The organism is Enterobacter sp. SECR19-1250 (assembly GCF_013391025.1).
Classification (GTDB): Bacteria; Pseudomonadota; Gammaproteobacteria; order Enterobacterales; family Enterobacteriaceae; genus Enterobacter; species Enterobacter cloacae.
On the sequence record NZ_JACASJ010000122.1, the window covers coordinates 1 to 12,694 of the forward strand.

The 12,694-nt window shown below is 55.5% G+C and carries 15 protein-coding genes; 3 read left to right on the forward strand and 12 right to left on the reverse strand.

Going from position 1 to position 12,694, the window contains the following annotated elements; translation table 11 throughout:
* Positions 1 to 117 precede the first annotated feature (117 nt).
* The 7 genes from mnmH to ppiB form a co-directional block, all read right to left on the reverse strand.
* Positions 118 to 1,188 (reverse strand): tRNA 2-selenouridine(34) synthase MnmH, encoded by a 1,071-nt coding sequence (gene mnmH / locus HX884_RS22555; RefSeq protein WP_178328822.1) that lies wholly within the window; start codon positions 1,186 to 1,188, stop codon positions 118 to 120.
* A 95-nt stretch (positions 1,189 to 1,283) separates the two neighbouring features.
* Positions 1,284 to 2,351, reverse strand: coding sequence for a 5-(carboxyamino)imidazole ribonucleotide synthase (gene purK / locus HX884_RS22560; RefSeq protein ID WP_013095918.1), 1,068 nt, complete (start codon positions 2,349 to 2,351; stop codon positions 1,284 to 1,286).
* Entirely contained in the window at positions 2,348 to 2,857 is a 510-nt protein-coding gene (gene purE / locus HX884_RS22565; RefSeq protein WP_040021485.1) for a 5-(carboxyamino)imidazole ribonucleotide mutase, read from the reverse strand. Before purE ends, purK begins: the two co-directional genes overlap by 4 nt.
* A 160-nt stretch (positions 2,858 to 3,017) precedes the next feature.
* On the reverse strand, positions 3,018 to 3,203 hold the full coding sequence (locus HX884_RS22570) for a hypothetical protein (RefSeq protein ID WP_013095920.1): 186 nt from the start codon (positions 3,201 to 3,203) through the stop codon (positions 3,018 to 3,020).
* 65 nt (positions 3,204 to 3,268) lie between these two features.
* On the reverse strand, positions 3,269 to 3,478 hold the full coding sequence (locus HX884_RS22575; RefSeq protein ID WP_045902393.1) for a YdgH/BhsA/McbA-like domain containing protein: 210 nt from the start codon (positions 3,476 to 3,478) through the stop codon (positions 3,269 to 3,271).
* 140 nt (positions 3,479 to 3,618) lie between these two features.
* Positions 3,619 to 4,341: a UDP-2,3-diacylglucosamine diphosphatase gene (gene lpxH, locus HX884_RS22580; protein WP_178328823.1), complete on the reverse strand. Its 723-nt coding sequence runs from the start codon at positions 4,339 to 4,341 to the stop codon at positions 3,619 to 3,621.
* Between the two features lie 3 nt (positions 4,342 to 4,344).
* Entirely contained in the window at positions 4,345 to 4,839 is a 495-nt protein-coding gene (gene ppiB / locus HX884_RS22585) for a peptidylprolyl isomerase B (protein ID WP_020685026.1), read from the reverse strand.
* A gap of 174 nt (positions 4,840 to 5,013) precedes the next feature.
* On the opposite strand from ppiB, the gene cysS reads away from it, so the two are divergent.
* Entirely contained in the window at positions 5,014 to 6,399 is a 1,386-nt protein-coding gene (cysS, locus tag HX884_RS22590) for a cysteine--tRNA ligase (RefSeq protein ID WP_020685027.1), read from the forward strand.
* Positions 6,400 to 6,486: 87 nt separating this feature from the next.
* Here the strand turns inward: cysS and HX884_RS22595 are convergent, their stop codons facing one another.
* The 5 genes from HX884_RS22595 to folD all read right to left on the reverse strand — a co-directional run bounded on the left by HX884_RS22595 (position 6,487) and on the right by folD (position 10,998).
* Positions 6,487 to 7,008 (reverse strand): metal-dependent hydrolase, encoded by a 522-nt coding sequence (locus tag HX884_RS22595; RefSeq protein WP_178328824.1) that lies wholly within the window; start codon positions 7,006 to 7,008, stop codon positions 6,487 to 6,489.
* 74 nt (positions 7,009 to 7,082) lie between these two features.
* Positions 7,083 to 8,099, reverse strand: a complete 1,017-nt coding sequence (malI, locus tag HX884_RS22600) for a Mal regulon transcriptional regulator MalI (protein ID WP_058681159.1) — start codon at positions 8,097 to 8,099, stop codon at positions 7,083 to 7,085.
* 83 nt (positions 8,100 to 8,182) lie between these two features.
* Positions 8,183 to 9,682: a PTS transporter subunit EIIC gene (locus tag HX884_RS22605; protein ID WP_014830936.1), complete on the reverse strand. Its 1,500-nt coding sequence runs from the start codon at positions 9,680 to 9,682 to the stop codon at positions 8,183 to 8,185.
* A 235-nt stretch (positions 9,683 to 9,917) separates the two neighbouring features.
* The gene (gene ybcJ / locus HX884_RS22610) at positions 9,918 to 10,130 is read right to left on the reverse strand and encodes a ribosome-associated protein YbcJ (protein WP_013095928.1); all 213 of its coding nucleotides are present in this window, start codon (positions 10,128 to 10,130) and stop codon (positions 9,918 to 9,920) included.
* A gap of 1 nt (position 10,131) precedes the next feature.
* A complete protein-coding gene (folD, locus tag HX884_RS22615) occupies positions 10,132 to 10,998 on the reverse strand; it encodes a bifunctional methylenetetrahydrofolate dehydrogenase/methenyltetrahydrofolate cyclohydrolase FolD (protein ID WP_013095929.1) in 867 nt (288 codons plus the stop codon).
* A 311-nt stretch (positions 10,999 to 11,309) separates the two neighbouring features.
* Here folD and fimA point away from each other — a divergent pair, with 311 nt between their 5' ends.
* Both fimA and fimI read left to right on the forward strand, forming a co-directional pair.
* The gene (gene fimA / locus HX884_RS22620) at positions 11,310 to 11,873 is read left to right on the forward strand and encodes a type 1 fimbrial major subunit FimA (RefSeq protein ID WP_013095930.1); all 564 of its coding nucleotides are present in this window, start codon (positions 11,310 to 11,312) and stop codon (positions 11,871 to 11,873) included.
* 68 nt (positions 11,874 to 11,941) lie between these two features.
* Entirely contained in the window at positions 11,942 to 12,487 is a 546-nt protein-coding gene (gene fimI / locus HX884_RS22625; protein ID WP_013095931.1) for a type 1 fimbrial protein subunit FimI, read from the forward strand.
* The last annotated feature ends 207 nt before the right edge of the window (positions 12,488 to 12,694 follow it).

Here is a 12,694-nt window from a genome sequence, read left to right on the forward strand (position 1 = left end):
CACTTCATCGTGCTTTTCATTTTTCTGGGGAACCCTCAGCCCACAGGGAGAGGGTACAAACATTAAAAACGGCAACCAGGTTGCCGTTTTGCTTTTACCTCGCCACCCGGCTTTCTTTTAGCGATCAAGCCAGTCAGCGACCTCGCCATACGTCCCGCGATATACAATCTTCTCCGCTTTCTTCTCCAACTGATAGCCGTACATCGGGTCGTAATAATCTCTGAGCAGCGGCGCAAGCCAGCTAAAGTGTGCGTCAGTGCTGCCAGAGCGTTGTTGTTCCAGCAGTGCGGAATCTAACAGCGCGGTGAATTCCGCATAACGCTGCAGCCCCAGACGGCGGCGAATGGCGAACAGACCGTGGTGCAGATACTCGCTATACTCCTTCCAGCCCGCCTCTTCGCCGTAGGCGGCAGAAAAATCGGCCCACATATGGTCGAAATACTCTTCGCGCAGGCGCTCAAGACGAATGTCAAACGGATCCTCTACCACCACGATAGGGGCTTCGGCCATCCGGTCGCGCAGGCATTCCGGCAGATGGTTAGAGCCAATCATCCTGCCCTCATCCTCCAGCACCCAACGTGTAGCATCTTTTTTCAACAGCTCGACGGCCAGATGATTTTCAAAGCTTGCCTGGGAAAGCTGTGGTGTAAGCGTGCGGCCAAACGATGAGCCGCGATGGTGGGCCAGCCCTTCCAGATCGATCCCCTGCGCGTGCTGCTTCACCAGCAACGTTTTACCGTTTCCGGTACAGCCGCCGATAAGCACCATCGGTTTTTGTGACTGCTCAATAGTGACCTGAATCGCCGTCTGACGCAGGGCTTTATAGCCGCCGCGGATCAGCGGGTAATCCACGCCCGCCTCTTTCAGCCAGGCCTGCGTGATATGCGAGCGCTGTCCGCCGCGCGCACAGCAGATAAAGCCCTCAGGTCGGGCAAGACAGGCTTCGCGCCAGGCGTTGATCCGGGCCTCCCGCGTGTCGCCGTTCACCAGACTATGGCCGAGCGCCAGCGCAGCGTCGGGCCCCTGGCGTTTGTAGCAGGTCCCCACGGCGGCGCGTTCGTCGTCGTTCATTAAAGGCAGGTTGATTGCCGCAGGCATCGCACCCTGCGCAAATTCGATCGGCGCGCGAACGTCAATCAAAGGGGTATCGGACGCGAGTATCGCGCGATAATCCGTTCCATCGTTCATGGTTATTCCAGAAATCAAAACAGCAATGGAGGGGGATTTTACGCGCGTGAGGAGAGGCCGGGGAAGGGGAAGATCAACTCCCCGGCAATTATCGCTTATTTGAGCTTTGATTGCGCCCAGACAATCCCGCTTGCGTATTCCGGCGGCAGGAGAGGGATCATCGCTTCCAGGGTAGCGCTCAGGCGGCCTGCGTCGCTGTCGTTCAGGTTCAGGTGACCCACTTTACGCCCCGGACGAACCTCTTTGTCGTACCAGTGCAGGTGCACCAGCGGCAGCTTCAGCCAGTCGTAGTTCAGATCGGTACCGATCAGGTTGATCATCACTGAAGGGCTGTTAACCACCGGCTGCGGCAGCGGCAGGTCAGTAATGGCGCGCAGGTGCAGCTCAAACTGGCTGATTGATGCGCCGTTTTGCGTCCAGTGACCGCTGTTGTGAACGCGCGGTGCCAGTTCGTTGATCAGCAGACCAGACGGCGTTACAAAACACTCCATCGCCATCACGCCCACATAACCCAGTTCATGCATAATGGCCGAGAGCATCTCTTCCGCCTGGGCCTGCTGTTCAGCATTGGCCTGCGGGAAGGCGACGCTGGTGCGTAAGATCCCGTCCTGATGCAGGTTATGGGTCAGAGGATAAAATACGGTACGCCCGTCGTGGCCGCGAGCGCCAACCAGCGACACTTCACCGCTGAAGTTGATGCCCTGCTCAACGATGCACTCTCCGTAGCACTCTTCCGGCAGTTCGGCGGTTTCGTGCGCGCGCAAACGCCACTGTCCGCGGCCGTCATAACCGCCGACGCGACGCTTTACAATCGCCAGTTCGCCCAGCATAGCGAAGACATCGTTCCACTCGCTTTTATCAGACAGCAACTGCCACGGCGCGGTGGCCAGTCCGAGCTTGTCGAACAGCTGTTTTTGCGTCAGACGGTCTGCAATGATTGGGAACACGTCGCGGTTCACAAAAGCGTTATGGCGCGCCAGTTCACGGGTCAGCGCGGTTTCCGGCCAGCGTTCAATCTCAGCGGTAATGACGCTCTGGTGGAACGGCACGGCTTCGGGTTCGGCATCCAGACCGACCGGCCAGACGGCAATACCCAGCGGTTCACCGGCCTGGCGCAGCATGCGGCCTAACTGACCGTTACCGAGGACGCAAACCTGCTTCATGCCGCACCCCGCGGGTCCGGGTTGTCCAGCACTTCGTCGGTCTGGGCTTTACGCCAGTCCGCCAGACGCTGAAGTAAGGCTTTATCGTGCGTCGCCAGGATCTGCGCTGCCAGCAGAGCCGCGTTTGCCGCGCCCGCTTTGCCGATGGCCAGCGTACCCACAGGAATACCACGCGGCATCTGCACGATGGAGTAAAGGCTGTCGACACCGCTCAGTGCGGCGCTCTGCACCGGAACACCCAGTACCGGCACCAGCGTTTTGGCGGCAATCATGCCCGGCAGATGAGCTGCACCACCCGCACCGGCAATGATCACCTCGTAACCATTCTCTTGCGCGCTTTCTGCAAAGCTGAACAGTTTATCCGGCGTGCGGTGTGCGGAAACCACTTCAACGTGGTGAGGAACATTCAGGATTTCAAAGATTTCGGCGGCGAACTGCATGGTAGCCCAGTCGCTTTTGGACCCCATCACGATGGCGACACGCGCCGGATTATTGCGGGAAGACATGCGTCTTAAAACTCCTGTGGTGCGAAACACACTGCTTTCGAGGGCACAGAGAATAGCATGTAATACGGGCAAGGAAAACGGTTGCGCGGTTAAAAACCGAGCCGTTGTGGTGCGCGGGAATAACAAAACAGACCGCATTCAGGCGGTCTGTTTTGAGAGGTTACTGAAGATCCCCTGCGGTCAGGTTCTCTTTGTCGAATGCGTGGCTGACATCAATATGATTCACCATGCTGGTGTCGATATTCGAGCCGGCTTCCGGTACACAGAAGCCATTCTCTGCTGCCATCGCGCCAGTGGACAGTCCAGCGACCAGCAGCAGGGCACTTACGATGCTGATTTTTTTCATTCTCTTTCCTTCCTCATCGTCTTGTCGCTGTCGCGGATCTACTGGCGGCACGGCAAACGGCGATCTTATTTAGTCAGTTCTGCAGTCATGTGCACGCGGTTATTGAACTGTGCGCTGGTGATTTTGTAAGACGCGCCCTGTTCAGCAGCCTGAGCGGCAATTTTCGCTTCTGCACGATCCAGGGTTGAGGCTGTCGCGCTAATGCTTTGTGCGAAAGAACCGAAAGAGATCAGAGACAGAGCGGCAACTGCAACGAAAGTTTTGATAGATTTCATGGTCGTAATCCTTAAGTGTTTTGTTTGGGATAGGGCGTGTTGCCCTGATGTGATAAATGATAGGCCGACCACGGGCTGATTAAAATCGAAACAATTTGCCGATATCGTTCAAAAAAATAGAATGATTTTTGCGGGAGAAATTAAAACGGGAAAGCGATCAGTTCCACACCTTCAGGCGTGACTTTCACCATCGATCCTTCGCTGTGCCACGCGCCCAGTACCACACGGTGAGCCGGTTCGCCGTTCGCGACCAACGTATGCACGTCGGGACGGTGGGTATGACCGTGGATCAACCACTGGACGTGGTGTTTCTCCATCATGTTGACCACTGCCTGCGGGTTGACGTCCATGATGGTCATCGACTTGCTGCTGTTGGCGGCTTTACTGCCCGCGCGCATTCTGGCGGCGATACGGTGACGGATAAACAGCGGCAGGGCAAGGAACACCTTTTGGATCCACGGGGTGTGGACTTTCGCGCGAAACGCCTGATAGCCGGTATCGTCCGTACAGAGCGTGTCACCGTGCATGATCAGGACTTTTCGACCATAGAGGTCAAGCACCTGTTCTTCTGGCAGCAGCGTCATGCCGCTTTCCCGGGCGTAGCGAGGGCCGACCAGAAAATCGCGGTTGCCGTGAATGAAGTAGCAGGGAACGCCGGAGGTGACCAGCGCGTGAATGGCGGCAGCCATTTCACGGTGCAGCGGGTTGGGGTCGTCGTCGCCGATCCAGGCTTCAAACAGGTCGCCAAGGATGTAAAGCGCGTCGGCGTGTCTGGCTTCACCCGCTAAAAAACGCAGAAAACCGGCGGTGATCGCCGGTTCTTCTGTTTGCAGGTGCAAATCTGCAATAAAGAGTGTCGCCACGAATTACTCGCTGACGGTCACGCTGGTAATCACAACGTCTTCTTTTGGAACGTCCTGGTGCATGCCGCTGCGGCCGGTGGAAACGGCTTTGATCTTGTCGACCACGTCCATGCCTTCAACCACTTCTGCGAATACGCAGTAGCCCCAACCCTGCAGGCTTTCGCCGGAGAAGTTCAGGAAGTCGTTGTCAGCCACGTTGATGAAGAACTGCGCGGTGGCAGAGTGAGGTGCCTGAGTACGCGCCATCGCCAGCGTGCCGCGGGTGTTTTTCAGGCCGTTATTGGCTTCGTTTTTGATCGCTTCTTTTGTTTCTTTCTGCTTCATACCCGGTTCAAAACCGCCGCCCTGGATCATAAAGCCGTTGATCACACGGTGGAAAATGGTGTTGTTGTAGAAACCTTCGCGGCAGTAGTCCAGGAAGTTTTTAACTGTTTCAGGCGCTTTGTCATCAAAGGTTTTGATTACGATATCGCCATGATTAGTGTGGAAAGTAACCATTTTTGCATCCTGTTCCGTTATTGTGGTACGTCGACCCGCGTTCGGGTCAGATATAGGGGCCTGTTATAGCATAACCACAGGATGCGATCACCTTGCATTGTGTGCTGCTTCGGGTTTGAATTACGGGTAGAATACCCGGTTTTCGTCCACACACGTGTTTACATGGAATCTTCGATGTTAAAAATCTTTAATACAATGACGCGCCAGAAAGAGGAATTTAAACCTATCCATGCCGGGGAAGTCGGCATGTACGTGTGTGGTATTACGGTTTACGATCTCTGTCATATCGGCCATGGCCGTACCTTTGTCGCATTCGATGTCGTGTCGCGTTACCTGCGTTTCCTCGGATATAACCTGAAGTACGTGCGTAACATCACCGATATTGACGACAAAATCATCAAGCGCGCTAATGAAAATGGCGAAAGCTTTGTCGCGCTGGTGGATCGTATGATCGTTGAGATGCACAAGGATTTTGACGCGTTAAACATTTTGCGCCCGGACAGCGAGCCGCGTGCGACCCACCATATTCACGAAATTATCGAGATCACGGAAAAGCTGATTGAACGCGGCCACGCATACGTTGCGGACAATGGCGACGTGATGTTCTCAGTGCCAACCGATCCTACCTACGGCTCGCTTTCCCGTCAGGATCTTGACCAACTGCAGGCTGGCGCCCGCGTTGACGTGGTTGACGTGAAGCGTAACCCAATGGACTTCGTGCTGTGGAAGATGTCCAAAGAGGGCGAACCAAGCTGGCCATCTCCATGGGGAGAAGGGCGTCCGGGCTGGCATATTGAGTGCTCGGCGATGAACTGCAAACAGCTGGGCAAACATTTTGACATTCACGGCGGCGGTTCAGACCTCATGTTCCCGCACCACGAAAACGAAATCGCGCAGTCCACCTGTGCGCACGGCGGCGAGTATGTGAACTACTGGATGCACTCCGGGATGGTGATGGTTGACCGCGAGAAGATGTCTAAATCGCTGGGCAACTTCTTCACCGTGCGTGACGTCCTTAAGTATTACGATGCGGAAACCGTACGTTACTTCCTGATGTCGGGCCACTACCGCAGCCAGCTGAACTACAGTGAAGAGAACCTGAAACAGGCACGCTCTGCGCTGGAGCGTCTGTACACTGCGTTGCGCGGTACCGACAAGTCCGTGGAGGCCGCGGGCGGCGAGGCGTTTGAGGCCCGCTTTGTTGAGGTGATGAACGATGATTTCAACACCCCGGAAGCCTACTCGGTGCTGTTCGATATGGCGCGTGAAGTCAACCGCCTGAAGTCAGAAGATATGGCGGCGGCGAATGCGCTGGCTTCTCACCTGCGTAAACTCTCTTCCGTGCTTGGCCTGCTGGAGCAGGAGCCGGATGCTTTCCTGCAAAGCGGTGCGCAGGCGGATGACGGCGAAGTGGCAGAGATTGAAGCGCTGATTAACGCGCGTCTCGAAGCCCGTCAGGCGAAAGACTGGGCGGCAGCGGATGCAGCGCGCAATCGCCTGACCGAAATGGGGATCATCCTGGAAGATGGCCCACAGGGGACCACCTGGCGCCGTAAGTAAGTCCGCAACGCCCGGTGGCGCTTCGCTTACCGGGCCTACAAAAGCACGACCGTAGGCCGGGTAAGGCGTAGCCGCCACCCGGCTTTTTTACCTCCGTCGCCACCACAACAACCCCATCAGCACCACTCCCGGCAGCCACACCCACAGCAGTTCAGAGATAATCACCTGATGCCCGTACGGCGTGGTATAGCGCGACAGGGCAAACGGGGCGACCTTAATCACCTGCCACGGCGCAAAGAACCGTTCATCTGACCACGGCCACAGCCAGCCGACGCCCTTGCCGCCGGTGGTGACGGAATCCAGCAGGCTGTGCGACAGCAGCGACACGGTTAAAAACAGCCAGCAGCGCGTCAAACTTGCCCTGAACCATCGTCGCCCGACCAGTATGCAGAGTATCGGCACCACGAAGGCAAACAGCAGTGAATGGGTAAAGCCGCGATGGCCGAAAACATTGCCGTAAGCAACGCCGAACTTAAACGCCAGCACGTCGGCATCGGGCAGCATCGCGAGCACGACACCGGCGAAAAGCAGGCGGGGAGGAATAACCCGGGTTCCCAGGCCTAAGCCCAGGCAAAGCGGAACAGCAGCGTGAGTGATAACGGTAGGCATCGTAATTTTCCATGACAAATCATGGGAATATAGCAGCGATTTCGCTGAAACTGACCTGTGCTAAATTCCGATTTTTACGCCGATTCCCGCGCGATAAGCTGGCCGGAGAGGGTAATGCGCTGCGTCTGCAGCTCTGGCTCTTTCAGCTTACGGATGATAAGACCCGCCGCCTGGCGGCCTGTCTCGTCACTGGCAGAGGAGACATAGGTAAACGACGGCGAGGTCAGGTTGACGTGCAGCATATCTTCAAAGCCCACCAGCGCGACCTGCTGCGTCAGAAATACATCTTTTCCCACGGTGCGGCCCACCTGATGAATGCCGCTAATGCAGCCGATCATCGCATCCGGTGAATGACAGAGCAGGGCGGTGATGGTGTTGTTTTTCTCAAGCAGCTGGCGGGTCGCCATTGCGGCGGCTTGCGTGTCATCGCTGCAGGCCGGGGAGCTTTCATCGCGCCACACCAGCCCGTTCTGGGTCATTGCGCTGCGAAATCCGAGCAGGCGTTGTTCGCGAATAAGGCAGCCTTCGCGTCCGCCAATGTAGGCGATGTTGCGGTGCCCGCGCTCGATAAGATAGCGCGCGGCCAGGTTTGCCGCCTGGCGGTTATCGCGCATCACCAGGTTGCATTTTTCATCCAGCAGAGACTGCGAGACCACCACCAGCGGCAGCGGACACTGGCGGATCTGCTCCGGCAGGGTTGGGGAGCGCGTATCCGACGCGAGATAGATCACGCCCGCCACGCCCTGTTGCTTAAAGGAGAGCAGGGTGCGCTCTAAATGCTCCCGATCGTTCAGCGGCTGGCCGAGAAAAACCATATAGCCCTGCTTCTCCAGCTCCTGGACGATACTCGCCATGACTTTGATGGAAAAACTGTCGCTGAAATCACGCAGGATCAGGCCGATCAGGTTGGAGGTGTTGGCGCGAAGGTTAGCAGCGGCAACGTTATGAACATAGCCCAGCGTCGTGATGGCGGCATTGACCTTCTCGATCGTTGCTTCGGAGATTTTCCCTTTCTGGCGCAGCACCAGCGATACGGTAGAGACCGACACACCCGCGTGCTTTGCGACATCAATGATGCTGACTTTCTTCAAAACCGCTCCCTGAAATTTACCGATTATCAGCCAGATACGACACGTCTCTCAGACTACAGGAGACGTGTCGTTCCGGCATCTTATTATTTGCCAATCATGGTGGACATGGTCTGGGCGATAAACTGTGCTCTGGCACCGAAAATCACCTGAATTCCGTTATCACCCACGAAGACCACGCCGCGAGCGCCGAGTCCGTTCAGGCCATCTTTATCCACCGCATCACTTTTTGCCACTTCCAGGCGCAGACGGGTGATACAGGAGCCAACGGAGTCGATGTTGTGCGCACCGCCCAGCAGGGTAATGATTTCGGTGGCGAGTTCAGAATCGGATTTATCATCCGCGCTGGCGGTCACTTCGGTACGGCCCGGCGTTTTCACGTCAAAGCGACGGATCACGAAACGGAAGGTGAAGTAATAAATCAGGCCCATCGGAATACCAATGATAATGGCATTGAGGAAGTTGGTCTGATAGCCATTGAATGACGGCAGGATCCCGAACGACAGATAATCGATAAAGCCTGCCGAGAACGACTTGGCGATATGGGCGTGCAGCAGATACATGGTCATGTACGCCAGGCCCGCCATAATGGCGTTAAAGACGTAGAGGATCGGCGCGACGAAGATGAAAGTGAACTCCACCGGCTCGGTGATCCCCGTCAGGAAGCAGGTGAGTGCCGCAGAGAACAGAATACCGGCCGCGATTTTTTTATTTTTGGTATGCGCTTCATGATACATCGCCAGACACGCCGCAGGCAGGGCAAACAGCATCAGCGGGAATTCACCCTGCATGAACTTACCGGCGTTCTGGTAGGTGTCGCTGCTGAAGGATTTCACACCTTCTTCCAGCATCTTAAACCAGATGGTCTGGTCGCCGTGGATCACCTGGCCCGCCTGAGTGGTGTAATCACCAAATGAATACCAGAAAGAGGGATACCAGATATGGTGCAGACCGAGCGGGATGAGGGCGCGTTCGACCAGACCGAAGATAAAGGTTGAGGCGGCCTGATTATCGCCGTTCACCACCACGGAGAGCGCGTCGATGCCTGCCTGAATGTGTTGCCAGACGTAGGGCAGCAGCAGACCGAGCAGGAACGAGAGAAACGCCGTGGCAATCGCCACAAAGCGTTTGCCGGAGAAGAAGCCAAGAAACTCCGGCAGCTGCATGGTGTGGAAACGGTTATAGCACCACGCCGCCAGAATACCGCAGATAAGCCCGCCAAAGACGCCCATCTGCAGCGTCGGGATGCCGACCACCATGGCGTATTTGCCGCCCTGAGAGGCCATTTCCGGCGTAATGCTCAGCACGGTACTGATGGTGATATTGGTAACAAACACCGAGACGGCGGCAGACAGTGCGGCAATGCCGGATTCCGATGCCAGACCCACGGCGGAGCCAATGGCAAACAGCATGGGCAGGTTATCAAAGATAACCCCACCCGCGTTCATCATCAGCGGCAGGTGAAACTTATCGCCAAAGGCCAGCAGCAGGCCCGCAGCGGGAAGCAGTGAAATTGGCAGCATTAAGGCGCGACCAATCATCGATAACTTAGACAGCGATTTAACAAACCCTGATATCAGACTCATGCTGATTTCCCCCGAGAAGCGCTTTTTTTGGCGCTGTTATTGTAAGTAGAACGTTTTAGTAGAACGTTCTACCTATCGTGGGCAAAGGGTGAAAAACGCGCAACTCAATTTTCACTTTTCAACAGATGAAATAGTGATTATTTGAAGTTGATCGATAATTAACCGTGATAGGTGTGCGGGGATTGTTATCCCCTCTCCCGGCCGGGAGAGGGTTAGGGTGAGGGCATCAGACGGCTCAGGCCGTAACGGTCACGCTCTGACCTTCAAAGCTGACGGTCTGACCGGCAACAATCTTGCAGCGCTTACGCGTTTCTACCACGCCGTCGACGAAAACCAGCCCGTCGGCAATGGCAATCTTGGCCTGCGCACCGCTCTCGCTCCAGCCTTCCAGCTTCAGCAGATCGCACAGCTCAACGTGTGGATGTTTACCTAATGAAAATGTCGCCATGTTACGCGTCCTCTACGTCGTGATACTCCTCGCATGCCTGCAAGGTATTCTGAATCAGGGTTGCTACGGTCATCGGGCCTACGCCGCCCGGTACCGGGGTGATGTAAGAGGCACGCGCTGCGGCATCTTCATAAACCACGTCGCCAACCACTTTGCCGTTTTCCAGACGGTTAATCCCGACGTCCACGACAATCGCCCCTTCCTTAATCCATTCCCCTGGAATGAAGCCCGGCTTACCGACCGCGACGATCAGCAGATCGGCATTCTCGACGTGATGACGCAGGTTTTTGGTGAAGCGGTGGGTCACGGTGGTGGTGCAACCGGCCAGCAGCAGCTCCATGCTCATCGGACGGCCCACGATGTTGGAGGCGCCAATCACTACGGCGTTCAGACCGTAGGTGTCGATGTTATAACGCTCCAGCAGCGTCACGATGCCGCGCGGGGTGCAGGGACGCAGGCGAGGCGCGCGCTGGCACAGACGGCCAACGTTATACGGGTGGAAACCGTCCACATCTTTATCCGGCGCGATACGCTCCAGTACCTTCACGTTGTCGATGCCTGCCGGCAGCGGCAGCTGGACCAGAATACCGTCGATCTCTTTATCGGCATTCAGGGTGTCAATAAGTTCCAGCAGTTCTGCTTCGGTGGTGGTTTCTGGCAAATCGTAAGAGCGGGAGACGAACCCCACCTCTTCACACGCTTTGCGTTTGCTGCCGACATAAATCTGCGATGCCGGGTTGCTACCAACCAGCACAACGGCAAGCCCTGGTGCGCGAAAACCAGCCGCTTTACGCGCCTTCACTTTTTCTGCGACCTCAGAGCGCACCTGCTGCGCAATCGTTTTACCGTCAATAATCTTTGCTGCCATCAGAGAGAAGATTCCGTCTGTAACGTTTGAAAGGGGGGATGGCCTGTATTTTGTCAGAAGCGAGCGCCGCTGTCAGTCACCCTTTGCGAGTTTTCCTCCGGCGGGCGTAAAGACCCTTCTCGGGTGATGGTCAATTTCTTAGGCAGGATTAGGATGTGACCTGGTAAAATGGCAGCGTTTTGACATATTTAAAAATAGTTTCCTGAGCTACTTTGTCTCCTCCGAAATAAGCTTTCAATTTTTTCAATTGAACGTATTTCTTATTCCCGAAAATTCGCGGGAAGGGTTATTTACATTTTAAAGGAATAGACATGAAACTCAGCAACATTGCTTCTACTGTTATTGCTTCACTGGCCCTGGTCGCGGGTGCCGCTCACGCTGCCGATCCGGTTACGCCAGTTTCCGTAAATGGCGGTACCGTGCATTTTAAAGGTGAACTGGTTAATGCTGCATGTTCAGTAAATACCGATTCTTCCGAGCAGACCGTTAATCTCGGTCAGTACCGTACCGCGAAATTCACCAAAGTGGGTGATACCACCACCAATATTCCATTCACCATCGAACTGAACGATTGCGATCCGCTGGTGGCGAAAACGGCTGCTGTGGCGTTCACCGGTCAGATCGACGCAACTGACAAAACCCTGCTGGCAGTGACTTCCGGTAGCAACGACAACACCGCGAAAGGTGTTGGTATTGAGATCCTCGACAGCAAATCCAGCGTTCTCACGCCAGACGGTGCCACCTTCTCTGCTGCGCAGAACCTGATCCAGGGCACCAACACCCTGAACTTCAGTGCGCGTTATAAAGCCACTGCTGCGACCACTGAACCAGGCCAGGCAAATGCTGACGCCACTTTCGTTATGAAATACGAATAATTCCTCCGTACAGGGATGTTTTGGCCTCAGGGATGAGGCCCGTCATACGCTCAGGCCAGGAACGAAGGATGACAAGGACAGGAACACTACTGCTGTTAACCCTTGCGATGGCTTCCCAGGCATTCGCCCATACGGTGGTGATTGACGGCGGCAAAGTACACCTCCGGGGTGAACTGGTGAACGGTGGTTGCGCCGTGGCGCCAGACAGCCAGAATATGCGCATCGATATGGGACAATACCGGACCAACTCGTTTTCCGGGGTGGGCAGTTTTTCCACCGTAAATGTGCCTTTTACCGTGCGGCTGCTGGATTGCAGCGTGGATGTCTCACGCACCGTCGGGATCCAGTTCCAGGGCATCACGCCCGCGGAAGACCCTCAGGTTTTTCTGGCAACATCGCGCCCCGGTGAAACACCCATCAGCAGCGGGGTGGGGCTGGCTCTCTTTGACGAACAGCAGCGTCAGATAATCCCCAACGCCACGGCGGTCAGCTGGCTGCCCATTGATACCCGCGAGCTTGCGTTTCATTTTAGCGCCCGATATCGGGCTATTTCCGAACACCTTGTGCCAGGCAATATTCAGTCGGATGTCTGGTTTACGTTGATTTATCCATAACACCTGCGAACACATTATTAAAGGTACGGTTTTGATGAATACCCTAATTAAACCAGGACTGATTTTATCGTTTATTTTAATGATGGTTTCTGCAAGCGCGAATGCGTCCGGCGGTATTGCACTTGGAGCCACGCGCGTTATTTATCCGGCAGATGCTAAGGAAGGTGCGAATAAGCAGGTCATTTCTTCCCAAGCTGACTCGCTGAT